The 26,991-nt window shown below is 55.9% G+C and carries 29 protein-coding genes and 3 tRNA genes; 24 read left to right on the forward strand and 8 right to left on the reverse strand.

Annotated features, from left to right (window positions below):
* Window positions 1-4: 4 nt before the first annotated feature.
* Window positions 5-448: a ribosomal protein S18-alanine N-acetyltransferase gene (gene rimI / locus HP459_RS01130; RefSeq protein ID WP_022646979.1), complete on the reverse strand. Its 444-nt coding sequence runs from the start codon at window positions 446-448 to the stop codon at window positions 5-7.
* Window positions 417-830 carry a DNA polymerase III subunit psi gene (locus HP459_RS01135; RefSeq protein ID WP_022646978.1) on the reverse strand — a complete coding sequence of 138 codons (414 nt, stop codon included), beginning with the start codon at window positions 828-830 and terminating at the stop codon, window positions 417-419. The genes rimI and HP459_RS01135 overlap by 32 nt, the downstream gene beginning before the upstream one ends.
* A gap of 102 nt (window positions 831-932) precedes the next feature.
* Between HP459_RS01135 and rsmC the strand changes: the two genes are divergently transcribed.
* The 4 genes from rsmC (at window position 933) to HP459_RS01155 (ending at window position 2,425) form a co-directional block, all read left to right on the forward strand.
* Complete coding sequence (gene rsmC / locus HP459_RS01140) at window positions 933-1,961, forward strand: 16S rRNA (guanine(1207)-N(2))-methyltransferase RsmC (RefSeq protein WP_032625390.1); 1,029 nt, start codon at window positions 933-935, stop codon at window positions 1,959-1,961.
* Window positions 1,962-2,105: 144 nt separating this feature from the next.
* Window positions 2,106-2,192: transfer RNA gene (locus tag HP459_RS01145), tRNA-Leu, on the forward strand.
* A 28-nt stretch (window positions 2,193-2,220) separates the two neighbouring features.
* Window positions 2,221-2,306, forward strand: a tRNA-Leu gene (locus HP459_RS01150).
* Window positions 2,307-2,338: 32 nt separating this feature from the next.
* A tRNA-Leu gene (locus HP459_RS01155) sits at window positions 2,339-2,425 on the forward strand.
* A 42-nt stretch (window positions 2,426-2,467) separates the two neighbouring features.
* Here the strand turns inward: HP459_RS01155 and HP459_RS01160 are convergent.
* Entirely contained in the window at window positions 2,468-2,737 is a 270-nt protein-coding gene (locus HP459_RS01160) for a DUF1435 domain-containing protein (protein ID WP_026080652.1), read from the reverse strand.
* Between the two features lie 216 nt (window positions 2,738-2,953).
* Here HP459_RS01160 and HP459_RS01165 point away from each other — a divergent pair, with 216 nt between their 5' ends.
* Together HP459_RS01165 and fhuF are read left to right on the forward strand one after the other, a co-directional pair.
* Window positions 2,954-4,018, forward strand: coding sequence for a GGDEF domain-containing protein (locus HP459_RS01165; RefSeq protein ID WP_023305406.1), 1,065 nt, complete (start codon window positions 2,954-2,956; stop codon window positions 4,016-4,018).
* 95 nt (window positions 4,019-4,113) lie between these two features.
* Entirely contained in the window at window positions 4,114-4,902 is a 789-nt protein-coding gene (gene fhuF, locus HP459_RS01170) for a siderophore-iron reductase FhuF (RefSeq protein WP_171935830.1), read from the forward strand.
* Window positions 4,903-4,979: 77 nt separating this feature from the next.
* On the opposite strand, the gene HP459_RS01175 is transcribed toward fhuF, so the two are convergent.
* Window positions 4,980-6,326, reverse strand: a complete 1,347-nt coding sequence (locus HP459_RS01175; RefSeq protein WP_006810218.1) for a PTS cellobiose transporter subunit IIC — start codon at window positions 6,324-6,326, stop codon at window positions 4,980-4,982.
* A gap of 328 nt (window positions 6,327-6,654) precedes the next feature.
* Here HP459_RS01175 and HP459_RS01180 point away from each other — a divergent pair, with 328 nt between their 5' ends.
* Window positions 6,655-7,113, forward strand: a complete 459-nt coding sequence (locus HP459_RS01180) for a YbaK/EbsC family protein (RefSeq protein ID WP_022646971.1) — start codon at window positions 6,655-6,657, stop codon at window positions 7,111-7,113.
* A gap of 37 nt (window positions 7,114-7,150) precedes the next feature.
* Here the strand turns inward: HP459_RS01180 and bglJ are convergent, their stop codons facing one another.
* Together bglJ and HP459_RS01190 are read right to left on the reverse strand one after the other, a co-directional pair.
* Window positions 7,151-7,786 carry a DNA-binding transcriptional activator BglJ gene (bglJ, locus tag HP459_RS01185; protein WP_032625381.1) on the reverse strand — a complete coding sequence of 212 codons (636 nt, stop codon included), beginning with the start codon at window positions 7,784-7,786 and terminating at the stop codon, window positions 7,151-7,153.
* Window positions 7,783-8,520, reverse strand: a complete 738-nt coding sequence (locus HP459_RS01190) for a response regulator transcription factor (protein WP_022646969.1) — start codon at window positions 8,518-8,520, stop codon at window positions 7,783-7,785. The genes bglJ and HP459_RS01190 overlap by 4 nt, the downstream gene beginning before the upstream one ends.
* Window positions 8,521-8,909: 389 nt before the next feature.
* Between HP459_RS01190 and HP459_RS01195 the strand changes: the two genes are divergently transcribed.
* From HP459_RS01195 to HP459_RS01235, 9 genes are all read left to right on the forward strand, one after another.
* A complete protein-coding gene (locus HP459_RS01195) occupies window positions 8,910-9,686 on the forward strand; it encodes a threonine/serine exporter ThrE family protein (protein WP_017383842.1) in 777 nt (258 codons plus the stop codon).
* Window positions 9,677-10,150, forward strand: coding sequence for a threonine/serine exporter (locus HP459_RS01200; protein WP_032621429.1), 474 nt, complete (start codon window positions 9,677-9,679; stop codon window positions 10,148-10,150). The genes HP459_RS01195 and HP459_RS01200 overlap by 10 nt, the downstream gene beginning before the upstream one ends.
* Window positions 10,151-10,194: 44 nt before the next feature.
* Entirely contained in the window at window positions 10,195-10,647 is a 453-nt protein-coding gene (locus tag HP459_RS01205; protein ID WP_063148733.1) for a MarR family winged helix-turn-helix transcriptional regulator, read from the forward strand.
* Window positions 10,648-10,731: 84 nt separating this feature from the next.
* Entirely contained in the window at window positions 10,732-11,160 is a 429-nt protein-coding gene (locus HP459_RS01210) for an organic hydroperoxide resistance protein (RefSeq protein ID WP_003856578.1), read from the forward strand.
* Window positions 11,161-11,284: 124 nt separating this feature from the next.
* Entirely contained in the window at window positions 11,285-11,830 is a 546-nt protein-coding gene (dnaT, locus tag HP459_RS01215) for a primosomal protein DnaT (protein WP_023299265.1), read from the forward strand.
* Entirely contained in the window at window positions 11,827-12,564 is a 738-nt protein-coding gene (gene dnaC, locus HP459_RS01220; RefSeq protein WP_003856580.1) for a DNA replication protein DnaC, read from the forward strand. Before dnaT ends, dnaC begins: the two co-directional genes overlap by 4 nt.
* A gap of 84 nt (window positions 12,565-12,648) precedes the next feature.
* Entirely contained in the window at window positions 12,649-13,131 is a 483-nt protein-coding gene (locus HP459_RS01225; protein WP_022646964.1) for a DUF2501 domain-containing protein, read from the forward strand.
* 271 nt (window positions 13,132-13,402) lie between these two features.
* On the forward strand, window positions 13,403-15,694 hold the full coding sequence (gene opgB / locus HP459_RS01230) for a phosphatidylglycerol--membrane-oligosaccharide glycerophosphotransferase (RefSeq protein ID WP_171935831.1): 2,292 nt from the start codon (window positions 13,403-13,405) through the stop codon (window positions 15,692-15,694).
* Entirely contained in the window at window positions 15,694-16,203 is a 510-nt protein-coding gene (locus HP459_RS01235) for a GNAT family N-acetyltransferase (RefSeq protein ID WP_023305400.1), read from the forward strand. The genes opgB and HP459_RS01235 overlap by 1 nt, the downstream gene beginning before the upstream one ends.
* Window positions 16,204-16,568: 365 nt before the next feature.
* Here HP459_RS01235 and tsr read toward each other — a convergent pair whose 3' ends face one another.
* Window positions 16,569-18,233, reverse strand: coding sequence for a methyl-accepting chemotaxis protein (gene tsr / locus HP459_RS01240; protein ID WP_023305399.1), 1,665 nt, complete (start codon window positions 18,231-18,233; stop codon window positions 16,569-16,571).
* A gap of 83 nt (window positions 18,234-18,316) precedes the next feature.
* The gene (gene hpaR / locus HP459_RS01245) at window positions 18,317-18,757 is read right to left on the reverse strand and encodes a homoprotocatechuate degradation operon regulator HpaR (protein WP_006810239.1); all 441 of its coding nucleotides are present in this window, start codon (window positions 18,755-18,757) and stop codon (window positions 18,317-18,319) included.
* A 268-nt stretch (window positions 18,758-19,025) separates the two neighbouring features.
* Here hpaR and hpaG point away from each other — a divergent pair, with 268 nt between their 5' ends.
* The 8 genes from hpaG (at window position 19,026) to hpaA (ending at window position 26,952) form a co-directional block, all read left to right on the forward strand.
* Window positions 19,026-20,303, forward strand: a complete 1,278-nt coding sequence (gene hpaG / locus HP459_RS01250) for a 4-hydroxyphenylacetate degradation bifunctional isomerase/decarboxylase (protein ID WP_171935832.1) — start codon at window positions 19,026-19,028, stop codon at window positions 20,301-20,303.
* Window positions 20,300-21,766: a 5-carboxymethyl-2-hydroxymuconate semialdehyde dehydrogenase gene (gene hpaE / locus HP459_RS01255; protein ID WP_022646959.1), complete on the forward strand. Its 1,467-nt coding sequence runs from the start codon at window positions 20,300-20,302 to the stop codon at window positions 21,764-21,766. Before hpaG ends, hpaE begins: the two co-directional genes overlap by 4 nt.
* Window positions 21,767-21,768: 2 nt before the next feature.
* Complete coding sequence (hpaD, locus tag HP459_RS01260; protein ID WP_058645759.1) at window positions 21,769-22,620, forward strand: 3,4-dihydroxyphenylacetate 2,3-dioxygenase; 852 nt, start codon at window positions 21,769-21,771, stop codon at window positions 22,618-22,620.
* A gap of 9 nt (window positions 22,621-22,629) precedes the next feature.
* The gene (locus tag HP459_RS01265) at window positions 22,630-23,010 is read left to right on the forward strand and encodes a 5-carboxymethyl-2-hydroxymuconate Delta-isomerase (protein WP_058645757.1); all 381 of its coding nucleotides are present in this window, start codon (window positions 22,630-22,632) and stop codon (window positions 23,008-23,010) included.
* Window positions 23,011-23,110: 100 nt separating this feature from the next.
* The gene (hpaH, locus tag HP459_RS01270) at window positions 23,111-23,914 is read left to right on the forward strand and encodes a 2-oxo-hept-4-ene-1,7-dioate hydratase (protein ID WP_023305397.1); all 804 of its coding nucleotides are present in this window, start codon (window positions 23,111-23,113) and stop codon (window positions 23,912-23,914) included.
* Between the two features lie 10 nt (window positions 23,915-23,924).
* On the forward strand, window positions 23,925-24,722 hold the full coding sequence (hpaI, locus tag HP459_RS01275) for a 4-hydroxy-2-oxoheptanedioate aldolase (RefSeq protein ID WP_023299257.1): 798 nt from the start codon (window positions 23,925-23,927) through the stop codon (window positions 24,720-24,722).
* Between the two features lie 21 nt (window positions 24,723-24,743).
* Entirely contained in the window at window positions 24,744-26,090 is a 1,347-nt protein-coding gene (hpaX, locus tag HP459_RS01280) for a 4-hydroxyphenylacetate permease (RefSeq protein ID WP_032625355.1), read from the forward strand.
* Complete coding sequence (gene hpaA, locus HP459_RS01285; RefSeq protein WP_022646953.1) at window positions 26,062-26,952, forward strand: 4-hydroxyphenylacetate catabolism regulatory protein HpaA; 891 nt, start codon at window positions 26,062-26,064, stop codon at window positions 26,950-26,952. The genes hpaX and hpaA overlap by 29 nt, the downstream gene beginning before the upstream one ends.
* Window positions 26,953-26,991: the final 39 nt, after the last annotated feature.

Consider the following 26,991-nt stretch of genomic DNA (forward strand, 5'->3'; position numbering starts at 1 on the left):
TTCGTTATCCAATCGGCAGAGCCATGATAATGGCGTCTTCACGTCCCTCTGCGGTGGGGTAGTAGTTACGGCGGATAGTCGCCTCGTTGAAGCCTAAGCTTTCATAGAGCGCGATGGCGGCGACATTGGACGCGCGCACCTCCAGCCACAGGGTGAAAACGTCACGGGTTTCCAGCTCACGAATGAGGTGCTCAAGCAGATCCCTGCCCAGCCCGCGGCGCTGGTAAGCGGGATCGACCGCGATATTAAACAGCGTCGCCTCGTCCAGAACGACCTGCGTGATGGCGAACGCGGCCATCGCACCGTCAACGTCCAGGCGGAGATTTAAATAGCGTTCGCCCTGATTGCTGGCAAACGTCTTTTCGCTCCACGGAAAGGCATGGGCGCGTGTTTCAATCGCGAACGCGGTGGCCAGGTCAGCCGTCGTGAGGGAAGAAATCGTGTTCATATTCGCAAATTTGTTGCCATAGCGCGCTACGCGCTTTTGGGTTGGCTTTCAGTTCGTCCAGCGCTGGCGAGCTGATCTGGCTTCCTTCAAGAGGTAGCTCATCCACCGCCCCGATTCGCCAGCTGTTACAGCGGCTGTCAGGGGGAAGCATCGCGACGCTTTCGGGCGCCAGCTGTAATACCTGATCGTTTGTCACCTTCAGGGTGCGAAGGACATCCTCAATCAGGGGTTCGTTCAGGGCAGGCGGCGCTTCTGCCACCATCACCAGGCGGACATGCGCAGGGATGGAGATGGCTATTTCGCCCCGCAACGCCGTCGGGCGACGCAAAGCCCACTGGGTGATGCCCAGCTGCTGCAACTGCCAGTCTCGTCGGGATGTCATAGCGAAAACTCCTGTCTCTCAGGCGCGCAAATATAGCAAATGTGTCGAAACTGCGCCATCTACCTACTATAATCCCCGCCTGAGTTTATTGAGGAACAATTCATGTCTGCATTTACCCCGGCAAGTGAAGTCTTGCTGCGTCACAGTGATGATTTCGAAGAAAGCCGTATTCTGTTTGCCGGAGATATGCAGGATGACCTGCCCGCACGTTTCGACTGTGCTGAAAGCCGTGCCCACACCCAATACTACCACCACTGGCAGGTGCTGAGCCGCCAGATGGGCGAACGCGCACGCTTTAGCCTGGTGGCGGAGCAGAGCGATATTGCTGACTGCGATACGCTCATTTACTACTGGCCGAAGAACAAACCGGAAGCCCAGTTCCAGCTGATGAACCTGCTTTCTCTGCTGCCGGTCGGCTGCGATATTTTTGTCGTCGGTGAGAACCGCAGCGGGGTGCGAAGCGCAGAGCAGATGCTCGAAGGCTACGCGCCGTTGACGAAAATCGACAGCGCCCGACGCTGCGGCCTGTATCATGGCCGTCTGGAAAAACAGACCACTTTTGATGCCAACACCTTCTGGGACGAGTACCAGCTTGACGGCCTGACCATTAAAACCCTGCCGGGTGTGTTTAGCCGTGACGCGCTTGATACGGGCAGCAAGCTGCTGCTGTCCACCCTGACGCCGCACACCAAGGGCAAGGTGCTGGATGTCGGCTGTGGCGCGGGCGTGCTGTCAACGGTTCTCGCCAGCCACTCACCAAAAGTGCGTTTAACCCTGTGTGACGTGAGCGCCCCGGCGGTAGAAGCCAGCCGCGCCACGCTTGCTGCGAACGGCATTGAAGGCGAAGTGATTGCCAGTAACGTCTTCTCCGACGTGACCGGTCGCTTTGACATGATCATCTCTAACCCGCCGTTCCACGACGGGATGGAGACCAGCCTTGAAGCGGCGCAAACGCTGATCCGTGGCGCAACCCGTCACCTTAACAGCGGCGGTGAGCTACGTATTGTGGCGAATGCCTTCCTGGCGTATCCGAAAGTGCTGGATGAAACCTTCGGCTTCCACGAAGTAATCGCCCAGACAGGCCGCTTTAAGGTGTATCGCACCGTGATGACGCGCCAGGCGAAAAAGTAATTCCCCTGCCCGGCGATGGCTGACGCTGCCATCGCCCATTTTTGCAGCAATCAAAACAACGTGCGCAATTTTCTGTTGACGTAAAGCTGAAAACATCTAGAATGCGCCTCCGTGGTTACGATACTTTTACAGTGTCGATGGTATGCGAAGGTGGCGGAATTGGTAGACGCGCTAGCTTCAGGTGTTAGTGTCCTTACGGACGTGGGGGTTCAAGTCCCCCCCCTCGCACCATAAATCACGTTGATATTGCTCGCACTGGGCGAAGGTGGCGGAATTGGTAGACGCGCTAGCTTCAGGTGTTAGTGTCCTTAGGATGTGGGGGTTCGAGTCCCCCCCCTCGCACCAACGAGGCGATATCAAACCAGTAAGATGACTGTGCGAAGGTGGCGGAATTGGTAGACGCGCTAGCTTCAGGTGTTAGTGTCCTTACGGACGTGGGGGTTCAAGTCCCCCCCCTCGCACCAATTATCTTACATCCCTTCAGCAGTACCTCTTTTTTTTCCCTTTTATTTCAAACTCATCAGAATCACCAGCAGTCCACTGATTAGCGCAACGCATGATGGCAACAGCACGTAATGCCGTAACTGTTTGTGCCAGATCATCGCGGATGTCACCAGCAAGCCCGAAACAATCATTGCTTTCCAGACATCAATGGGAAGATCGGCAAACATCAGCCCACCGATAATGGAACCAGGCAGCAATATTCCCCACCCACTTCCCAGCGCTTTGCTCAACATGGTTTCACCTCTCGCACTGATAATGATAACCAGTATCATATGATAGTAATTATCACTTGTCAGCATGCGACGTAAGAAATTGCGCCAGCAATTGCTTTCCCATAATGACAGAGAATGTGTAAGGTGATAAATTGCCCACCTGTTAACTTCCGATAACGTTTTTCTGATAATAAAAATTCAATTTTGTAGCGACCAATAATACATAACAACACCTTGCTCATTGTTTTAATTGAGTTTTAATAAAAACGCACGCATATGACATCACAATCCTGGCTGTCCTTAGTCAACAAGAAATATCAGCTTTCTTTACGTTTATTTTTATTTCTGAACGCTGCATCAGCATTGTTCTCGGTAACAAACCCTCTCTATTCCGTTCGTGTGTTATCAGTCCCCCTGTTTGCCGTATTGACTGCCAGCACTGGCTTACTTATCTGGCACTGGAAAAATAGCACGCGAAAAATAAATATCCCTGCTGTTTCAGCTATTTTTGGGTTTTTATGGGCATGGCAGATCGTCTCAAAATTTCTGTTAATAACGCACGATCACGCAACCTATTTAATGATGGCGCTATTAACAGTGCTTTTTATAGGGTCTCTGGCTTTCGCCAGTAATATTAAAGCCTTTACGTTACATTCATTTCCCGCTTTTATATCCTGCCTGTGGCTTAGCCCGTCCGAAAACTGGCTGAGAATGGCCTATTTTTTCGCGCTGCCGGTGGTCGCCATTGGTATCCATCATGTTCTTCAGCGGCGTAATGACCGTTTCGCCCAGGAGCTGCTTTCCGAACTGCTGGAAGAGCGTGAAACCCTGACCGATCTCAGCATGATGGACCCGCTCACCGGCCTATATAACCGTCGCGGGCTGCAAAGCCGGCTTGAGAACCTCCCCAGGCCTGACGCTGGCGAGCACTTTGTGCTGCTGATGGATATCGACCATTTCAAAGCCTACAACGATCATTACGGCCATATGATGGGCGATCAGGCCTTGATCAGGGTCTCGGCTGCGATCCGCGACGCCGTGCGCTCACGCGATGTTGTCGCCCGGTTTGGCGGGGAAGAATTTATGGTGCTGTTAAGTAACATCCCACTGGAGCAAGCGCGCCAGACAGCTGAACGCATACGTCAGAAGGTTTACGATCTCAAAATCCCCCACATGTTTAACGAAAGCGTCGCCACTAACGTGACCATCAGCATTGGCATAGCTATGTTCGAAGGTGAAGACGTTGATGGCGCACTGGCGAAAGCCGATAAAGCCCTCTATGAAGCCAAGCATATGGGACGCAACAGCATTCTGCTGAGCGACGAGCTTCATATCGCCTGAAACCGCCTTCACAGCGCCAGGATAAAACGCTTGCGCTCGGTTTTATCTATAGTTAGGATTGGCAATCATTATCATTTAGATTTGTAATCCACACTATGGCGACTCGTACCGCACACATCGTTGAGCCACTGCTCTGGCGAGCTCCACTCTCCGCCGGAGAAACGACGCTTGCGGATGCCATTCGGGAAAAAATCGCCGTAACACGCGCCCATCTGCTGGATTTCATCAAACTGGATGAAGCACCGCCGCATCATGCTCTGACGCTGACTCAGTGGCAACGACCTGCCGAGCTGCGGTCACTGCTGGCAACCTATTCCGACCATATTTATCGTAACCAACCGACGCTGGCGCGGGAAAATAAACCGCTGCTTTCCCTCTGGGCACAATGGTATATCGGGCTGATGGTGCCGCCTGTCATGCTGGCCCTGTTGACCCAGGAAACGATGCTCGATCTCTCGTCGGAACATTTCCACGTCGAATTCCATGAGACCGGACGCGCCGCCTGTTTCTGGATTGATGTACACGAAGATCCGAGCGCGAGTCACCTGTCAGTGCAGGCGCGTATGGAACGGTTGATTACAAGAGCGCTGGTTCCGGTCATTGATGCGCTGGAAGCGACGGGGGAGATCAACGGCAAACTGATCTGGAGTAATACCGGGTATCTTATCCACTGGTATTTAACGGAGATGAAGCCGCTGCTCGGCGACGAGAAAGTGGATGCGCTGCGTCAGAGCTGTTTCTTTGCCAGACAGCTGTTGGATGGGCGGGATAACCCTCTTTACCGCACCGTGGTTCCGCGTGAGGGACTTCTGGTGCGTCGTACCTGCTGTCAGCGCTACCGTCTGCCGGATGTCCAGCAGTGCGGCGATTGCACGCTTAAGTAGTCTGGCCCTGCCTGAAACCCGCAGAGAGAGGGAACAAACACTAAAAACGGCAACCTGCGTTGCCGTTTTGCTTTTACCTAAGCGACCTGCTGATTTTCCTCTTCCCCATTACGCTGTGCTTCTTCCGCTTCCTGCTGAAGCAACTGTTTCTCGTACACCTTGAAGAACGGGAAATAGATAATGGCGGAAACGCAGGCCAAAACCAGCACCAGAATGGCTGCACGGAAATCCCAGCCCAGCGCCCAGGCGGCACCAACCGGAGCCGGTGCCGTCCACGGCACAACGGAAATCACGCGGCCAATCAGATCAAACTTCATCGCTGCCCATGCCAGCACGGCATTGACCATCGGCGCCAGCAGGAAAGGAATAAAGAACACCGGGTTCATCACAATCGGCGTACCAAAAATCACCGGTTCATTGATATTGAAAATGCTTGGCACCACGCTCAGACGTCCAATGGAGCGCAGGTGCGCGGAGCGGCTACGCAGGTAACAGAACACCAGCCCCATCGTCGCTCCTGACCCACCGATCACAATAAAGAACGTCCAGAAGGCTTCCATAAAGATGTGTGGTAAAGGCAGGCTCGCCGCCAGCGCGGTCTGGTTCGCCCCCAGGTTCGTCAGCCAGAACATTTGCAGCATACCCGAGACAATCGCTGCACCGTGGATCCCGGCAAACCACAGCAGGTGGCCAATCAGCACCGCCAGCAGGATCGCTGGCAGCGAGTCCGCCGCAGAGACCAGCGGTTTGAATATCGACATGATGGCCTGCGGGATCAGCATACCGAACTGCGACTGGATCAACAGACTCAGCGGATAGAGCGTCAGCACCACCACCAGCACCGGGATCAGCAGGTCAAATGAGTTTTTGATCATCGGCGGAACCTGGTCTGGCAGGCGGATCCCGATATTGTGTGCTTTCAGGAAACGCATCATCTCAACGCAGTAAATCGCCACCAGGATCGCGGTGAAAATCCCGGTGCCTCCAAGGCTATCAACCGGTAAGGCGCCTTTGGTTTTAGGGGCGGCGACCAGCAGGAACGCCATCAGCGACAGCATCGCGCACATGAACGGATCCAACTGATGGGTTTTAACGTAATGTTTGCCCAGGTTGTAGGCGATAGCCGCACAGATATAGAGGGACATCACCCCCATCGTCATATCAAACGGCGTCAGAATTTGACCTTCAAACTGCTTCGCCATATCCAGCCAGGCGCGAGCAAAGCCCCAGGTGGTATCTGGCGAAAAAGGTGGGTAAGCGAACACTAATAAAAACGACCCGACAATCATAAACGGCATTGCCGAGATGAACCCGTCACGAATCGCCATAACGTGACGCTGGGAAGAGATGCGCCCGGCAATAGGGCTGACATAATTTTCAACGAAGCGGAAAATCAGATTAAATGCAGCATGGTTGGCAGACATAGCAGATCTCCTGTCAGACGTTCGTTTCGGACGTTCTCACGTCACACGTTGTTCCATACATCAGCGTCACAACCTTGCCGGATCGTGTACCTGCGGTACTGCTCAAACGGAATGGTTTCATAATTAGCTCTTATTATTAGATACAGGGGAAGTTACACACTCAGTATTAATCTCTGCATCACGCTCTGCAACCGGTTACTGTAACCGGTTTCTGTGAATGTGAAGGCGATCCAGAAATCGCCCCTGACGGATATTTGTTACTTAAGGGATATTTACAGCAACTAAATTCTTATGACAGATTACGGAAGATATTTGTCAGGAGGAATCAATGAGTTTGCAGTCTGTACAGCAGTTTTTCGCCGAACACGCTCCGGATATAGAAATCATCGAGCTTAACCAAAGCACAGCGACTGTTGCCCTTGCTGCTGCCGCGCACAACGTTGAACCCGGCCAAATTGCCAAAACGCTGTCACTGAAAATTAAAAATGATGTGATTCTGGTGGTGGCAAAAGGCGATGCGCGTCTGGATAACAAAAAGCTCAAAGAGACATTCGGCGCAAAAGCCCGCATGCTCAGCTGCGATGAGGTAGTAACCCTGACGGGTCATCCTGTTGGCGGCGTCTGCCCTTTTGGACTGGAAAATCCGCTCTCTGTTTACTGTGACATCACTTTAAAACAGTACGCCGAAGTGTTACCCGCAGCGGGCGCCATCCACAGTGCGGTGCGTATATCGCCCGACAGAATGGCGGAACTGACCGCAGCAAAATGGGTTGATGTCTGTATTTGAACGTTGCGCCAGAAAAATTCTGGCGCATCACTTAACACTACGAGAAAGAAGGAACGGTGAGAGCGGAACGGCGAATTTCCCTGACCGGGAGATGCGCCAGGATATCTGCCGCATCCAGTAATCCCACATCAGAATTGACGCCCAGCTTTACCATTGCGTTAAACTTATGCGCCCGGATGGTTTTGATATTGCGTTCAAGCTGTGCCGCAATTTCAGGGATCGAAAAACCCGATGACATATATCGCAGAATCGCCCTTTCAGTTGGGCTTAGCATACGATGCTGGCTCACACACCAGTGATTGTACACGTTGTCGTTCACGTGATGCGTTTCGCTGAGTAATGTCTCCAGCCCCTCCATTAACTGCTTCAGCGGAACCGATTTACTGATAATTCCATGTAAGCGAGAAGGCGAAAGATGGCTGACCAGTCTCGCCTCCATTTCATCAGAGGCCAGCACGATACGCTTGACGTCGCTGTGGGTGAAGGTGAGATCCCGCAAACAGGCCAGACAGTTTCGCCGCTCCTCACGCTCATCGGACAATGAATAAATTACGGCAAAGAATGAGATTTCCGAGAGCGCCGCTTTGAAGTTGTCAAATCTGGCAAACAGGTGCACCTGGTAATGGCTCAGGGCGGGCATCGCAAAAAGATGCTTCAGCCCCATAGCGCTCATTGAGCAGCTTTCGATGACGGCGATATGTTTTGTTGCAGTGGTCTTTTCCATTCCTCAAACTCTCCATAAGCCGACATTAAACTGAGTTCTCGCATTCCCTGGGTACTGCTTATCCACGCGTACATATCGGCATTACTGCGAAGTGATAAGCGACGCATTGCACTGTTTTTCTGTGCACTGATCGTTTTATTACTTTTATTAAGTAGCGTGGCTATTTGGTTGATTCCCCAACCTTTACCTAACAAACGCAACACCTTGCGTTCAGAGTGGGTAAGCGCAATCATTTGCTCACTCTCCTCTTCAATATCAGGATTTTCCGGTATCAATAACGTCTGGCTTATTCGCTCGGCACGTTCACTCCCCGCGCGAATAGCGTTAATTACGCCTTCAATGGGTTCCATATCCGAAAGCAGCGTGCTTTCCGGACGCATAAGAAGCTCTACTGCAAGTGGATAAAGGGGGCGCGAAACGAGGAATATCCAGTGAATATCCCGGTACTGATTCATTAACCCATAATATTGCTCAAGCGTGCCGCGTGGATTACGATACTCACCCGAAATATCGGCAATAACGACCCCAGCGCGACGCAATTGTAATAACGTCAACTCCTGCATCGAACGGCAGTACGTTATCTCAAAATCGGGAAAATGACGCGACATGACGCCACCTAACCCATTTTGCATAACCGGTACTCTGCTGATCACCACTCCGTGTTTACCATTCAATGGCAACATAGACCCTCCCTGTCATGAATTCTTTATTTAAGAACGAACTAACCCTGCAAGGTTAAACACGTTTGCATTCCGAAGTACAAACGGGTTAATACTCGCAAAATAGAACAAATATCACATGGGTTAAGAAACGCCCAATACAGGCCTAATATCGCATAAAGACCATTTAAATTTAATTCAAATTGCGTGAAAAGATCGAAAATATGAAATTAGAAATACTTAATATATTGTTTTTATAAATCCTAATTTCACATTCATTAAATAAATAACAATGCTGTCTTTCCTCCGCCCCCATCGCGCCACTGATCGCACAAATGTTGATCTGGCCCAGCGCAAAGGGCCCTGCACTTTGTGTTAAAAGTAAGCAATCTCTCTTCTCTTCAGGGCGTTTCATGCAGGCAGATCGGTCTACGCAACGTGCCACCACGCGGCTATGTATTCAGTGCGGGCTTTTTCTCTTACAGCACGGCGCAGAAAGCGCCCTCGTCGAAGAGCTCTCCACACGCCTTGGGCTGGCGCTGGGGATGGACAGCGTTGAGAGTTCCATCTCGTCAAATGCCATTGTGCTGACCACCATTAAAGACGGACAGTGCCTGACCTCCACCCGTAAAAATCATGACCGCGGCATTAACATGCACGTCGTGACGGAAGTGCAGCACATCGTGATCCTTGCTGAACACAAGCTGCTCGATCTCCGGGAGATAGAAAAACGTTTCAATCAAATCAAACCCCTCCGGTATCCGCGCTGGCTGGTTGTGCTGATGGTGGGACTGTCCTGCGCCTGCTTCTGCAAGCTCAACGCGGGCGGCTGGGACGGCGCTGTCGTGACCTTCTTTGCCAGCAGCATCGCAATGTATGTCCGCCAGCTGTTGACGCACAGACAGCTACATCCGCAAATTAACTTCTGCATCACGGCATTTGTGGCGACAACCGTATCCGGCCTGCTTTTGCGCCAGCCCTACTTCGCCAGCACGCCTACTGTTGCGATGGCCGCCAGCGTATTGCTGCTGGTGCCAGGTTTTCCCTTAATTAATGCCGTCGCTGATATGTTCAAAGGCCATATCAACACCGGTCTGGCGCGCTGGGCGATAGCCAGCCTGCTGACGCTGGCGACCTGTATCGGGGTGGTAATGGCCATGACACTCTGGGGGTTACGCGGATGGGCGTGATGGATTTTATGCTCGCACTGGCACAGGACATGCTCTTGTCTGCCCTTCCCGCCGTTGGTTTTGCGATGGTGTTTAACGTCCCACAGCGTGCATTACCCTGGTGTGCGCTGCTGGGTGCCATTGGCCACGGCTCTCGTATGATCATGATGACAGCGGGCTTTAATATTGAATGGTCGACGTTTATCGCCTCCATGCTGGTTGGCAGCATCGGTATTCAGTGGTCCCGCTGGTATCTGGCGCACCCGAAGGTATTCACCGTGGCGGCAGTGATTCCTATGTTCCCGGGCATTTCAGCCTATACGGCGATGATCTCCGCCGTCAAAATCAGCCATTTTGGCTACAGCGAACCCCAGATGATCCTGCTCCTGAGCAACTTCCTTAAAGCCTCGTCGATCGTGGGTGCGCTCTCCATCGGCCTGTCGATCCCCGGCTTATGGCTTTACCGCAAACGTCCACGCGTATAATAAAATCGCTTGCAATTGTATCGCGCACTATCTATATTCATTTCATGGACGCAAAAACGAACGACACCACCAACGCGCTTCTGCTGGATAACCAGCTCTGTTTTGCCCTCTATTCGGCAAATCTGGCGCTTAACAAGCTGTACCGGCAACTGCTGGCACCGCTTAACCTGACCTACCCGCAATACCTGGTGATGCTGGTGCTCTGGGAACAGGATGATATTACGGTGTCAGACATTGGCGAGCGGCTGTTCCTGGATTCCGCCACGCTGACTCCCCTGCTGAAACGCCTGGAAAGCGCAGGATTGATCCTCCGCCAGCGTTCCCGTCAGGATGAGCGTCAGGTCGCCGTCACCCTGAGCGACGCGGGTCGGGCGCTGCAACAGCAGGCCGTGACGATCCCCCACGCCGTGGGCTGTGCAGCGCAGTGTGATACCGACACCATGCTGGAACTCAAGCAACAGCTCGAAAGTTTGCGCCAACAGCTGCATCGCGCGTAAGGCTGTACTTTACGCGTCTAATTTTAACTTAAAACATCGCGCGCTATTTAATAGCGCATATAAACGTAAGATGAGGAACCTGCCATGTCTTTAGAAAAAGTTGTCTACACTGCCAAAGCCAAAGCAACCGGAGGCCGTGATGGCCGCGCCACGTCTTCCGATGGCGTTCTGGATGTCAAACTGGGTGTGCCAAAAGAGATGGGCGGCATGGGGGGTGAAGTAACCAACCCTGAACAGCTGTTCGCTGCGGGCTACTCCGCCTGCTTCCTGGGCGCAATGAAGTTCGTTGCGGCACGCGATAAATTCGCTCTGCCAAAAGACGCCTTTATTGAAGGCGAAGTAGGGATCGGCCCGCTGCCAACCGGTTTTGGTATCGAAGCGAAGCTGAACATCCACGTTGAAGGGATGGACGCAGCGGAAGCCAAAAAACTGGTGGATGCGGCGCACATCGTCTGTCCGTACTCTAACGCGACGCGCGGCAATATCGACGTGACGCTGAACATCATCGCGTAACCAGCCCCTGTGATTTTAGCCCCGGTAAGCGTAACGCCACCGGGGAAATCCTCTCCTTTCCTCCCCTCTCTCTGTGCTACCATAACCCTCAATCACGCCCGTAGTAATCAGTTGAGAAAGTGTTATGTCCTCCAGAATTCTGACCACCAGCATTGCTGGCATTGATGCCTTTATGCGCGATCCTCGCGGTGTGTTGACGCACGCCGAAGGCGGCACGCTCGCGGTATTTGCCGACAACGCCCCGGCGTTTTATGCGGTCACGCCGGAGCGTCTGGCGCAACTTCTGGAAATTGAAGAGAAGCTGTCGCGCCCGGCGAGCGATGTCATGCTGGATAATCAGTTTTTTGACGAACCCGCCAGCGCCCCGGTGGCCGTTCCAATGGGGAAATTTCCCATGTACGCCGGTTGGCAGCCGGACGCCGATTTTCAGCGGCAGGCGGCCTTATGGGGAATAGCCCTCTCGCAGCCCGCAACACCGGAAGAGCTGGCAGCCTTTACCGCATACTGGCAAGCTGAAGGAAAAGTCTTCCACCATGTTCAGTGGCAGCAAAAATTCGCGCGCAGTCTGCAAATCAACCGCGCCAGCAACAACGGCCAGCCAAAACGTGATATCAATGCTTTTTCAGAACCGGACAAAAAAATCCCTGATGGATTCCGAGGTGCGAAATGAAAAACGTCGGCGACCTGATGAAACGTTTGCAGAAGATGATGCCTGCCAACGTGAAGCCCGCCTTCACCACCGGTGAAGAGCTGCTGGCATGGCAAAAAGAGCAGGGTAAAATTCGCGCGGCAGCCCTCGCCCGCGAAAACCGCGCGATGAAAATGCAGCGCACCTTTAACCGCTCGGGCATTCGCCCTCTGCACCAGAACTGCTCCTTCGAGAATTATAAGGTCGAGTCTCAGGGGCAGATGAACGCCCTTAACCAGGCGCGCCAGTACGTGGATGAATTTGACGGCAACATCGCCAGCTTCATCTTTAGCGGAAAACCCGGCACCGGGAAAAATCACCTCGCCGCCGCTATCTGCAACGAGCTGCTGCTGCGCGGGAAGTCAGTGCTGATTATCACCGTGGCCGATATTATGTCCGCCATGAAAGACACCTTCAGTAATCGCGAAACCAGCGAAGAACAGTTGCTGAATGATTTAAGTAACGTGGATTTGCTGGTCATCGACGAGATCGGTGTCCAGACGGAGTCCCGCTACGAAAAAGTGATCATCAACCAGATTGTCGATCGCCGTTCGTCGTCAAAACGCCCAACCGGTATGTTGACGAACCACAATATCGACGAGATGACCCGACTTCTTGGCGAGCGGGTGATGGATCGCATGAAGCTGGGTAACAGCCTGTACGTCATCTTCGACTGGGACAGCTACCGCAGCCGCGTCACCGGCAAAGAGTATTAAGATATTTCCAGGGAGCGCCGGAAGAGCAGAGGTATATACTGAACCCACTTCTGGCCCAAAACGGACCTTGTTGAGTAAATCATTATGAAAAAACAATTTCTTATCAGCATCCTTACTGGCGCCCTGCTGGTGACTGGCGCAGCGCAGGCCGCATCATGGCAGGAGTCGCTCTCCAGCGCAGCAAGTGAGTTAACCAAAGAGAGCGGCACGTCCCAGGGCGGACTGTCAGCCTCGTCCCTCACCGGCCTGCTGGGCAACAGCTCCCAAAGCCTGAGTGCCGGAACGATGAACAACGCCGCGGGTATTCTGGAATACTGCGCGAAGCAGAAACTGGCTTCCGTCACCGATACCGAAAACATCAAAAACCAGGTGTTGGGTAAACTGGGACTGGACACCCAGGAGCAGAAAGCGGACACCAACTATATGGACGGTATACAGGGCCTGCTGAACGCGCAAAATGGTCAGCAGCTGAACCTCAGCACCCTTGGAAATTCATCTCTGGCGAAACAGGTGAAAACGAAAGCCTGCGATCTGGTGCTGAAACAAGGCGTTAATTTCCTCTCCTGATCGTCCCCCTTTTTCTGCCACAACACGCCGCGTTTATTACATTAGTCTTATACCGCGGCGTGAAGTGCGTTTTTTTACCCCCTGCCACCACCTCAGCCTCCGTATGCCACGATGCGACTGTATTCAAAAATCCGATTTTATAAACCAAATCCTAACAACAGCACACTTTCGTGACACTAAAATTGCAGCTAAGCGACATCGCAATTACATTGTATTACCCAAAAAATAAGCAATTAGCCGGCTAAGCGTCCGGCATGATGAGGATCTGCTGTTGTCAGAGTTAATGTCCCTTATCCTTTTCCTGGCTTCCATCGGCGTTTATGCCTGGAAAGCCGGTCGTCACACCTGGTGGTTTGTGGCCACCCTGGTGGTGCTCGGTATTTTTATTGTTTTAAACATTACGTTATATGCCAGCGATTACTTTACCGGCGACGGTATTAACGACGCGGTGCTCTACACATTGACCAACAGTCTGACCGGCGCAGGTGTGGGTAAGTACATCCTTCCGGGTCTGGGGCTGGTGGTCGCCCTGGTGGCCATCTTCGCCGCGCTGGCCTGGGTTCTGCGCCGTCGCCGTCACCGTCCGCATCATCATGGCTACAGCCTGCTGGCGCTGTGCCTGGCGCTGGCCTCCGTGGATGCCAGCCCGGCATTCCATCAAATTACCGAGCTGGTAAAATCCCAGTCGCGCGATGGCGATCCGGACTTTGCGGCCTATTACAAAGAACCCTCGAAGAAAATCGATAACCCTAAACTCAACCTGGTCTATATCTACGGCGAAAGTCTGGAACGCACCTGGTTTGACAACGATGCTTTCCCGAACCTGACGCCAGAGCTCGGCGCGCTGAAAAACCAGGGCCTCGACTTCAGCCACACCATGCAGTTGCCTGGCACGGATTACACCATCGCCGGGATGGTGGCCTCCCAGTGCGGCATTCCCCTGTTCGCCCCGTTTGAAGGCAACGCCTCTGCCTCGATGTCGAGCTTCTTCCCGCAGAACATTTGCCTCGGCGATATCCTGAAAAACTCGGGCTATGAAAACTACTTTATGCAGGGCGCTAACCTGCGTTTTGCCGGGAAAGATGTGTTCCTGAGATCCCACGGTTTCGATCACTTATATGGTTCCGAAGAGCTGAAAACCACGGTCGCCGATCCGGCCTACCGCAACGACTGGGGCTTTTACGACGATACCGTTCTGGATGAAACCTGGAAGAAATTCGAGGAGCTTTCCCGCGCCGGTAAACGCTTCTCGCTGTTTGCGTTGACCGTCGACACGCATCATCCGGATGGTTTCGTCTCACGCACCTGTAAACGTCAGGGCTACGACATTGACGGTAAAAACAACAAGTCGTTCAGCGCTGTGACCTGTAGCCAGGAACATATCGCGGCGTTAATCGAGAAAATCAAAGCGTCGCCGTATTTCAAAAATACGGTCATCGTCGTTTCATCTGACCATCTGGCGATGAAAAACAGCGCCTGGGATGAGCTGAATAAGCTGGATCGCAGCAACCTGTTCTTTGTGCTGCGCGGCGATAAACCGCAGCAGGAGATCATTGCCGCTAAACGTAACTCGATGGATAACGGCGCTACCGTGCTGGATATTATGGGTGGCGATAACTTCATTGGCCTGGGCCGCAGTACGTTGTCGGGCCAGTCCCTGTCGGAAATCTTCCTCAACATGAAGGAAAAAATCCTCGCCTGGAAGCCGGATATCATTCGCCTGTGGAACTTCCCGAAAGAGATAAACGACTTCACCATCGATCAGGATAAAAAAATGATCGCGTTCTCCGGCAGCCATTTCCGCCTGCCTCTGCTGCTGCGCGTGTCGGATAACCGCGTCGAGCCGCTGCCGGAAAGCGAATACTCCGCGCCACTGCGCTTCCAGCTGGCGGAATTCGCCCCGCGCGATAATTTCGTCTGGGTCGATAAATGCTACAAAATGGGCCAGCTCTGGTCACAAGAGCTGTCACTGTCCACCGACTGGTGCGTCTCACAGGGGCAACTCGGTGGCGAGCAGACCGTGCAACACGTTGATAAACCACAGTGGCAGGGGAAAACCGCGTTTAAAGATACGGTCATTGATACCGCACGCTATCAGCGCAACGTTGACCTGCTGAAAATCGTCGACAACGACATTCGTTATAAAGCTGACAGCTTTATTTTTAACGTTGCCGGCGCGCCTGAAGAGGTGAAGCAGTTCAGCGGTATTTCACGTCCCGAATCGTGGGGGCGCTGGTCTAACGCGCAGTTAGGTGATGAGGTGAAAATTGAGTATACCCATCCGCTGCCGGAGAAATTCGATCTGGTGATCACCGCCAGGGCATTTGGTCCCAACGCAAACCGTCCTGTGCCGGTGCGCGTCGGCGATAAAGAACAGATGCTGACGCTGAGCAATGATGTCACCACCAGCACGCTGCATTTCGATAACCCCACGCGCAGCAATACGCTGGTCATTGTGCCGCCCGAGCCGCAGTCCACTAACGAAGGGAATATTCTCGGTCACGCTCCGCGCAAGCTGGGAATCGGCATGGTGGAGATTAAAATTGTGAGCAGCGCTGGCTGATGACGGCATTCACCCTTCGCCCGACGCGCATCGACGACGTCGCTGCCCTGCCCGCCATTGAACGCGCGGCGGGGCAGCGATTTCGCGATGTTCCTGAGCTGGCCTGGCTGGCAGACAGCGAGGTTATTTCCGTTGAAGATCACCTCGGTTACGCCGGACGCGGATTAAGCTGGCTGGCGCTGGCTGACGACAGGCCCGTGGGCTTTATTCTCGCCGAAGCCCAGCCATCTTCGCTGTTTATTGTGGAACTTTCGGTTCATCTGGACTGGCAGGGACGAGGTCTCGGACGCCGGTTGATTAACCGTGTCGCAGAGCATGCCCGCACGCTGGGGCTAACCTCGCTGACGTTAACGACGTTTCGTGATGTCCCGTGGAACGCGCCCTACTACAGGCGATTAGGGTTTGAAATGATGACGACGCTGACGCCGGAAATGCGCCAGAAACGTGAAGAAGAGACGGCGCACGGTTTAGCGTATGGTTCCCGCTGCGCCATGCGCCTGCCTCTGTAAGATCGCCCGGTGGCGCTGCGCTTACCGGGCCTACAAAACCCAATTCCGCAGGCCGGGTAAAGCGAAGCCACCCGGCAAATTGCACAATCCGTAGGCCGGGTAAGGCGTAGCCGCCACCCGGCGAAACGCACATCCCGTAGGCCGGGTAAGGCGCAGCCGCCACCCGGCAAAACCCACAATCCGTAGGCCGGGTAAGGCGCAGCCGCCACCCGGCAAAACGCACATCCCGTAGGCCGGGTAAGGCGTAGCCGCCACCCGGCGAAACACACATCCCGTAGGCCGGGTAAGGCGTAGCCGCCACCCGGCAAAACCCACAATCCGTAGGCCGGGTAAGGCGTAGCCGCCACCCGGCGAAACGCACAACGTCAGAACGTTTCCCAGTTATCGCCCGCATCTGCGGTCGCCGGTTTACGCGCCACTACCGGTGCGGCAACGCTTTTCGCGGAGGCGAACTCGCGCGCCTTCATCTGTTCCTGCTGAATACGGAACACCGCAACGGCCTGCGTCAGACGGCTCGCCTGCTCTTCCAGTGCCGCCGCGGCCGCCGCAGACTCTTCCACCAGCGAGGCGTTCTGCTGGGTCACGCGATCCATCTCCGCCACCGCCAGCCCCACCTGGTCGATACCGCGGCTCTGCTCATCAGACGCAGACGCGATTTCGCCCATGATGTCCGTCACGCGCGTTACCGCATTCACGATCTCACCCATGGTTTCACCGGCGCTTTCTACCAGCGTTGAACCCAACTCCACGCGCCCCACGGAGTCTTCAATCAGGCTCTTGATCTCGCGAGCCGCCTGGGCGCTGCGCTGCGCCAGGTTTCGTACTTCACCTGCAACCACCGCAAAGCCGCGGCCCTGCTCGCCCGCACGTGCCGCTTCTACCGCCGCGTTCAGCGCCAGAATATTAGTCTGGAAAGCAATCCCGTCGATCACGCTGATAATATCGGCGATTTTCTGCGAACTGCCGGCGATGTCGCGCATGGTCTGCACCACGTTATCCACCACTTTCCCGCCTTTCTGCGCGGTTTCGGATGCGCTCAGGGCCAGGTTGCTCGCCTGACGGGCATTCTCGGCGTTCTGCTTCACGGTGGCGGTCAGCTGTTCCATGCTGGCGGCGGTCTCTTCCAGAGAGGCAGCCTGCTGCTCGGTACGGGATGAGAGATCGTTATTGCCCATCGAGATTTCGCTCGCACCGCTGTAAATGGCGTTTGCGCCGTTACGCACGTCACCCACGGTACGCACCAGCTCGCCCTGCATATGGCGCAGGGAGTCAGCCAGTTCACCCATCTCGTTGGAGCCTTCCACGTCGATGCGCTTCACCAGGTCGCCGCTGGCGATATGACGAATGCTGTCAATCAGACGGTTCAGCGGGGAAATCAGTGCCTGACGAATACCCAGCCAGACGGCAACAATCACCACCAGCACCGCAGCCAGCACGCTAATCAGCACCCAGATAGCCTGGCGGTAAGAGCTGTTGCTGTCTTCAACCGCGGTCTGATAGAGCGCGTCGTTTTGTTGCAGATAGCTGACGTACTGCTTCTCAAAGCCATCCTGATAGCTCTGGGTCGGCTGGTCGAAGAACTCGTTGATCTTGCCCGCCCCCAGCAGCTGGATCAGCTCGGCCAGCGCGCCGTGGTAGATATCGTAATTACGTTTGATTTCCAGTGCCGCAGCGTCGCTCTGACGCGGGTCACGCGGAAGTGCTTCGTAATCCGCCCAGTTTTTTTCCGCCTGTTTCAGAGACGCAGAGGCAATCTGCATCAGCTCGGCGACGGTTGAGCCGCTGCCGATATTGTTCTGATCCATCATGTAGCGGATACCCGCGCGGTTCAGGGTGTTACGGGTTTGCAGCAGCGCCACCCAGCTACCGTTCAGGGTGGATTGTTGCTGGCGAATGGTTTGCAGAATGGTGAAATTCTCTTTGTCATGCTTCAGGGCATTGAAGAAAAGACCACCGGATGTGAGTTGTAAAAGGCCAAATATCGCTAAAACCAGCAGTAAGCTGGTGACAATCTTGATACGATTTAACATGTTTTCTCTTTCCTCAGACAGATACAGAATTTTCGGCCTGGAAAGGGAAAACTTTACGAAAATCATCCTGGATTTTAGGGTTTTTACTCTTCGTCCCGCGCGGCAATATGTCGGTTTCCGAGTTCAATAAACTCTTCCAGCAGCGCCGTGAGCTGCTTCATCTTCTCCGGGGTATATTCCGCCTCAATCTGCTGGTACGCCTCTTCCACCTGAGCCTGAGCACGCTGGTACAGCGCGTTGCCTTCTTTCGTCAGCGATACGTACAGCTTGCGCTGGTCATTCACCGGCTTTAAGCGCAGCACCAGACCGTCGCGCTCCATCCGCGTCAGAATGCCGGTCAGGCTTGGGCGCAAAATGCAGGTGCGGAACGCCAGATCGTGAAAATCCATGGAGGGATGCTCGGCCAGCACGCGGACGATACGCCACTGCTGTTCGGTCAGATTATGCCGTTTCACTATCGGGCGGAAGTAGCCCATCGCCGCTTCACGCGCCTGCAACAGCGCGATGGTTAATGAGTCATGCATCACCTTCCCCTTACATCATTAACAAGTAAACAATTTAAAACAGATGCTTTTATAGACAACACGTTGTAACCCAAAAAGTCTAACAGAAACAACGTCATTTTTTTAATGCATTGATTTAAATGATAATTAACCCATTGGTGTAAATTTATTGTTATTCATATCACAAATTATTCACTTCTGATTGCGAAACGAACAGCAAAAGCATAAAACCAGATCATTAACATATTAATGAAATCAAAACCGGACAGCCGGTTTGAGGAGTATGGGAATGAAAGGTACTGTTTTTGCCGTAGCGCTAAACCACCAAAGCCAGCGTGCGGCCTGGGCTGAGGCGTTTGAAAAAGCCCCCTATAACGCGCCGCCAAAAACGGCGGTGTGGTTTATCAAGCCACATAACACCGTTATTCGCGCAGGCGAGCCGATTCCCTTCCCGCAGGGAGAAACCGTGTTAAGCGGCGCAACGGTGGCGCTGGTGGTGGGCAAAACCGCCAGCAAAGTACGCGTTGAAGAGGCGGCGGCGTACATCGCTGGCTACGCGCTGGCCAACGAAATCAGCCTGCCGGAAGAGAGCTTCTACCGCCCGGCTATTAAAGCCAAATGCCGGGATGGATTTTGCCCGCTCGGCGAACCTGTCGCCGTTGATAACGTGGACAACCTGACCATCATCACCGAGATCAACGGTCGCGAAGCGGACCACTGGAACACGGCCGATCTGCACCGCAACGCCGCCAAACTGCTGAGCGCCCTGAGCGAATTTGCCACCCTGAACCCCGGCGATGCGATATTGCTCGGTACCCCGCAAAGCCGCGTCGAAATTCGCCCGGGCGATCGGGTACGCATTCTGGCAGAGGGATTTCCGCCGCTGGAAAACCCGGTGGTGGAGGAACGCGACGTTGCCATCGCTTCGCGCACGCCGCCGCACGCCACGCTGTTCGCCCTCGGCCTGAACTACGCCGATCACGCCAGCGAGCTGGACTTCAAGCCCCCCACCGAGCCGCTGGTGTTTATCAAAGCGCCAAACACCTTTAATGGCGACAACCAGACCTCGGTGCGCCCAAACAACATTGAATACATGCATTACGAAGCCGAGCTGGTGGTGGTCATCGGTAAAACCACGCGTAAGGTCAGCGAAGCCGAGGCGATGGACTATGTTGCGGGCTACACGGTGTGCAACGACTACGCCATCCGCGATTATCTCGAAAACTACTATCGCCCGAACCTGCGGGTGAAAAGCCGCGACGGGCTGACCCCCATCAGCCCGAACGTAGTGCCAAAAGAAGCCATCCCTGACCCGCACAACCTTCGTCTTCGCACCTACGTCAACGGTGAACTGCGTCTGGAAGGCACCACCGCCGATCTCATTTTCAGCATCCCATTCCTGATTGCGTATCTGAGCGATTTCATGACCCTGCAACCGGGCGACATGATTGCCACCGGCACGCCGAAGGGGCTGTCCGACGTGGTGCCGGGCGATGAGGTGGTAGTGGAAGTGGAAGGCGTAGGCCGCCTGGTAAACCGAATTGTCAGTGAGGATACTGCAAAATGAAAAAGATTAACCACTGGATCAACGGGAAAAACGTCGCCGGAAGTGAGTACTTCCAAACCACTAATCCGGCCTCCGGCGAGGTGCTGGCAGAAGTGGCCTCTGGCGGCGAAGCCGAAATCCATCAGGCCGTTGCCGCCGCCAAAGAGGCGTTCCCGAAATGGGCCAACCTGCCGATGAAGGAGCGTGCGCGCCTGATGCGTCGCCTGGGGGATCTGATTGACCAGAACGTGCCGGACATTGCCGCGATGGAGACCGCCGACACCGGCCTGCCGATCCACCAGACCAAAAACGTGCTCATTCCACGCGCCTCGCACAACTTTGAGTTCTTCGCCGAGGTGTGCCAGCAGATGAACGGCAAAACCTACCCGGTCGATGACAAGATGCTCAACTACACCCTCGTGCAGCCGGTAGGCGTTTGTGCGCTGGTGTCGCCGTGGAACGTGCCGTTTATGACCGCCACCTGGAAGGTCGCGCCGTGCCTGGCGCTGGGTAACACCGCGGTGCTGAAGATGTCCGAGCTCTCCCCGCTGACCGCCGACCGTCTGGGCGAGCTGGCGCTGGAGGCGGGCATTCCGGCGGGCGTGCTGAACGTAGTGCAGGGCTATGGCGCCACGGCGGGCGACGCGCTGGTGCGTCATCATGACGTGCGCGCCGTCTCCTTCACCGGCGGCACCGCCACCGGGCGTAACATCATGAAAAACGCCGGGCTGAAGAAGTATTCCATGGAGCTGGGCGGCAAATCTCCGGTGCTGATATTTGAAGACGCGGACATCGAGCGAGCGCTGGACGCCGCCCTGTTCACCATCTTCTCCATCAACGGCGAACGCTGCACCGCCGGCTCGCGCATCTTCATCCAGCAGAGCATCTACCCGGAGTTCGTCAAACGCTTTGCCGAGCGCGCCAGCCGCCTGCGCGTGGGCGACCCGACCGATCCGAACACCCAGATTGGCGCGCTGATCAGCAAGCAGCACTGGGAGAAGGTCTCCGGCTACATCCGCCTCGGCATTGAAGAGGGGGCAACCCTGCTGGCGGGCGGCCCGGACAAACCGACCGATCTTCCTGCGCACCTGAAAGGCGGCAATTTCCTGCGCCCGACCGTGCTGGCGGATGTCGATAACCGCATGCGCGTGGCGCAGGAAGAGATCTTCGGGCCGGTGGCCTGCCTGCTGCCGTTTAAGGACGAAGCGGAAGGCCTGCGCCTGGCAAACGACGTGGAGTATGGCCTGGCGTCGTACATCTGGACGCAGGACGTCAGCAAAGTGCTGCGTCTGGCGCGCAACATTGAAGCGGGAATGGTGTTCGTCAACACCCAGAACGTGCGCGACCTGCGCCAGCCGTTTGGCGGCGTGAAGGCCTCCGGCACCGGGCGTGAGGGCGGCGAGTACAGCTTCGAGGTCTTCGCGGAGATGAAAAACGTCTGTATCTCCATGGGCGACCATCCGATTCCAAAATGGGGGATCTGATCATGGGAAAATTAGCGTTAGCGGCAAAAATCACCCACGTGCCGTCAATGTATCTCTCTGAACTGCCGGGCAAAAATCACGGCTGCCGCCAGTCTGCCATCGACGGGCATAAAGAGATCAGCAAGCGCTGCCGCGAGCTGGGCGTCGATACCATTATCGTCTTCGACACCCACTGGCTGGTGAACAGCGCGTATCACATCAACTGTGCGGACCATTTTTCAGGCGTCTACACCAGCAACGAGCTGCCGCATTTTATTCGCGACATGACCTACGACTACGACGGCAACCCGGAACTCGGCCAGCTGATCGCCGACGAAGCGGTGAAGCTTGGCGTGCGCGCCAAGGCGCACAACATCCCGAGCCTCAAGCTGGAGTACGGCACGCTGGTGCCGATGCGCTACATGAACGCGGATAAGCACTTCAAAGTGGTCTCCATCTCGGCGTTCTGCACGGTTCACGACTTCGCCGACAGCCGCAGGCTGGGCGAGGCCATCGTCAGCGCCATCGAAAAATACGACGGCACCGTGGCGGTGCTCGCCAGCGGCTCGCTGTCGCACCGCTTTATCGACGACCAGCGCGCGGAGGAAGGGATGAACAGCTATACCCGCGAGTTTGACCGCCAGATGGATGAGCGGGTAGTGAAGCTATGGCGCGAGGGGCAGTTCAAAGAGTTTTGCAGCATGCTGCCGGAGTACGCCGACTACTGCTACGGCGAGGGCAACATGCACGACACGGTGATGCTGCTGGGGGTGCTCGGCTGGGACAACTACGACGGTAAGGTGGAGTTTCTCACCGAGCTGTTCGCCAGCTCCGGCACCGGCCAGGTCAACGCCGTTTTCCCGCTGCCCGCGTAAGGAGCCACCATGCCGCACTTTATTGCTGAATGTACCGACAACATCCGCGAGCAGGCCGACCTGCCGGGGCTGTTTGCCAAAGTGAACGAGGCGCTCGCCGCCACGGGTATTTTCCCGCTCGGCGGTATCCGCAGCCGCGCCCACTGGCTGGACACCTGGCAGATGGCCGACGGCAAGCACGATTACGCCTTTGTACATATGACGCTCAAAATCGGCGTCGGGCGCAGTCTGGAGAGCCGGGAAGAGGTCGGTGAAATGCTGTTTGCGCTGATCAAAACGCATTTTGCAGAGCTAATGGCGGGCCGTTATCTGGCGCTCTCTTTCGCCATGGAAGAACTCGATCCGACGCTGAACTACAAACAAAACAACGTGCACGCGTTGTTTAAGTAGACATCTTTTTCGCCCGGTGGCGCTTCGCTTACCGGGCCTACAACGGCTCGAACGTAGGCCGGGATCGCTACGCGCCACCCGGCAACAACAGGATATCGCCATGCTCGACAAACACACCCATACCCTGATCGCCCACCGCCTGCATCAGGCGGAACAATCCCGGGAGCAGATCCGCGCGATCTCGCTTGAGTATCCGGAGATCACCATTGAAGACGCCTACGCCGTCCAGCGCGAATGGGTGAGCCTGAAAATTGCCGAAGGCCGCGTGCTGAAAGGCCACAAGATCGGCCTCACCTCCAAAGCGATGCAGGCCAGCTCGCAGATCAGCGAGCCAGACTACGGCGCGCTGCTGGACGATATGTTCTTCCACGACGGCAGCGACATTCCCGTGGATCGCTTTATCGTCCCGCGCATCGAAGTGGAGCTGGCCTTCGTGCTGGCAAAACCGCTGCGCGGCCCGAACTGCACGATCTTCGACGTTTACAACGCCACGGATTACGTCATCCCTGCCCTGGAGCTGATCGACGCCCGCTGCCACAACGTTGACCCGGAAACCCAGCGCCCGCGCAAGGTATTCGACACTATCTCCGATAACGCCGCCAACGCGGGCGTGATCCTCGGCGGCCGCCCGATTAAACCCGACGAGCTGGATCTGCGCTGGATCTCCGCCCTGCTCTACCGCAACGGCGTGATCGAAGAGACCGGCGTGGCCGCAGGCGTCCTTAATCATCCGGCGAACGGCGTGGCGTGGCTGGCGAACAAACTCGCGCCATACGACGTGCAGCTTGAGCCAGGCCAGATCATCCTCGGCGGCTCGTTTACCCGCCCGGTGCCCGCCAGCAGAGGCGACACCTTCCACGTCGACTACGGCAACATGGGCTCCATCAGCTGCCGCTTTGTGTAAGGAGATGATCATGCAAAACGCATTCAAAGCGGCGCTGAAAGCGGGCCGACCGCAAATCGGGTTATGGCTGGGGCTAACCAGCAGCTACAGCGCTGAGCTACTGGCCGGGGCCGGTTTTGACTGGCTGCTGATCGACGGGGAGCACGCGCCGAACAGCGTGCAGACCATTCTGACTCAGCTACAGGCCATCGCCCCTTATCCCAGCCAGCCGGTGGTGCGCCCGTCGTGGAACGATCCGGTGCAGATCAAGCAACTGTTGGACGTGGGGGTGCAAACCCTGCTGGTGCCGATGGTGCAAAACGCCGACGAAGCGCGGCTGGCGGTCAGCGCCACCCGCTATCCGCCCGCGGGCATTCGCGGCGTCGGCAGCGCGCTGGCGCGGGCGTCGCGCTGGAACCGTATCCCGGACTATCTGCATCAGGCTAACGACGCCATGTGCGTGCTGGTGCAAATCGAAACCCTAAGAGCGTTAAAAAACCTGCCGCAGATCCTGGACGTGGACGGCGTCGACGGCGTGTTTATCGGCCCGGCGGATCTGAGTGCCGACATGGGCTTTGCCGGTAATCCGCAGCACCCGGAGGTGCAGGCCGCCATTGAGCAGGCGATCGCGCAGATACGCGCCGCCGGTAAAGCGCCCGGCATCCTGATGGCGAACGAGCAGCTGGCGAAACGTTACCTTGCACTCGGCGCGCTGTTTGTCGCCGTCGGCGTCGACACCACCCTGCTCGCCCGCGGCGCGGAAGCGCTGGCGGCACGCTTTATCGAACAACCGGTTACGTCAGTTAATAACAATAAATCCGTCTACTAAACGTAAGATCTGGAGCGCAGCATGACGACCTCTACCCTGCAAGATAAGAAAGCTATAGAACATCGCGTTATCAACAAGCTGTTCCGTCGTTTGATCGTGTTTCTCTTTATCCTGTTTGTCTTTTCGTTTCTCGATCGCATCAACATCGGCTTTGCCGGGCTAACGATGGGCAAAGATCTGGGCCTCACGTCGACCATGTTTGGCCTGGCCGCGACCCTGTTTTACGTCACCTACGTGCTGTGCGGGATCCCCAGCAACATCATGCTGGCGAAAATCGGCGCGCGGCGCTGGATCGCCGGGATCATGGTGGTGTGGGGCATCGCCTCTACCTGCACCATGTTCGCCACCAGCCCCGAAACGCTCTACGTCCTGCGCATGCTGGTGGGCATTGCCGAAGCCGGTTTCCTGCCGGGGATCCTGGTCTATCTCACCTGGTGGTTCCCGGCCTATCACCGCGCCCGCGCCAACGCGTTGTTTATGATCGCCATGCCGGTGACCATGATGCTCGGCTCGATCCTCTCCGGTTACATTCTGGCGATGGACGGGCTGTGGAACCTGAAGGGCTGGCAGTGGCTGTTCCTGCTGGAGGGGCTACCGTCGGTGGTGCTCGGCGTGGTGACCTGGTTCTACCTTAACGACACCCCGGATCAGGCCACCTGGCTGGATGATGATGAAAAGCAGGCACTCAAAACGATGATCGCCCGCGAGCAGGAACTGGCCATTGCGCACGTCGCCACGCCGCGATCGACGCTGCGCGAGGTGCTGACGCCCGCCGTACTGCTCTACACGCTGGCCTACTTCTGCCTGACGAATACGCTGAGCGCGATCAACATCTGGACGCCGCAGATCCTGCAAAGCTTCAACACCGGCAGCAGCAATATCGTGATTGGCCTGCTGGCGGCGATCCCGCAGTTTTGCACCATCCTCGGGATGATCTGGTGGAGCCGCCGCTCCGACAGGCTGAAAGAGCGAAAAAAGCACACCATCCTGCCGTATCTGTTTGCGGCGGCGGGATGGATGCTGGCCTCGGCGACCGATCACAGCCTGATCCAGCTGCTTGGCATCATCATGGCCTCAACCGGATCGTTTACCGCCATGGCGATATTCTGGACCACGCCGGACCAGGTGATTAGCCTGCAATCCCGCGCGGTGGCGCTGGCGGTGATCAACGCCATCGGCAACGTCGGGTCTGCCGTCAGCCCATTGCTGATTGGTATTCTTCGCGACGCGACCGGCAGCTTCAGCTCGGGGCTGTGGTTCGTGGCGGGTCTGCTGGTAGTGGGCGCGCTGGTGCTGACGCGCATTCCGATGACGCAGCGGGTTCAAAAGAGGAACGATCATGTGCCAGAGCCCTATCGCCAACATTGATATCAGCAAGGAGTACGACGAAAGTCTGGGCACCGACGATGTGCACTACCAGTCGTTCGCCCGCATGGCGGCCTTTTTTGGCCGCGACATGCAGGCGCACCGCCACGACCAGTATTTTCAGATGCATTTTCTCGACACCGGGCAGATTGAGCTGCAGCTCGACGACCACCGCTACTCGGTGCAGGCGCCGCTGTTCGTTCTGACGCCGCCGTCGGTGCCGCACGCGTTTATCACTGAATCCGACAGCGACGGCCACGTGCTGACGGTGCGCGAGGATCTTATCTGGCCGTTGTTAGAAGTGCTCTACCCCGGCACGCGGGAGGCGTTCGGCCTGCCGGGGATCTGCCTGTCGCTTGCCGACAGGCCTGACGAGCTGGCGGCGCTGAAGCATTACTGGCAGCTCATTGCCCGGGAATCCACGGAACAGCTGCCGGGCCGTGAGCATACGCTGGTCCTGCTGGCGCAGGCCGTATTTACCCTGCTGCTGCGCAACGCGAAGCTCGACGACCACGCTTCAGGCGGCATGCGCGGCGAGCTGAAGCTGTTTCAGCGCTTTAACCAGCTGACAGATGCGCATTACCACGAGCACTGGACGGTGCCGGAATACGCCAGCGAACTGCATCTTACCGAATCCCGCCTGACCGATATCTGCCGCCGCTTTGCCAACCGCTCGCCGAAACGGCTGATCTTCGACCGCCAGCTGCGGGAAGCCAGGCGCTTGCTGCTGTTTTCCGACAGCACAGTGAGCGAAATTGCCTGGCAACTGGGGTTTAAAGATCCGGCCTATTTCGCCCGTTTTTTTAACCGACTGACGGGGTGCTCACCCAGCGCATACCGGGCGCAGAAAGTACCGGTTTCCTGAACGCATCACGGTTCGTAGGGCGGGTAAGCGCAGCGCCAC

This window comes from Enterobacter sp. CM29 (assembly GCF_013179605.1).
In the GTDB taxonomy this organism is placed as follows: Bacteria; Pseudomonadota; Gammaproteobacteria; order Enterobacterales; family Enterobacteriaceae; genus Enterobacter; species Enterobacter intestinihominis.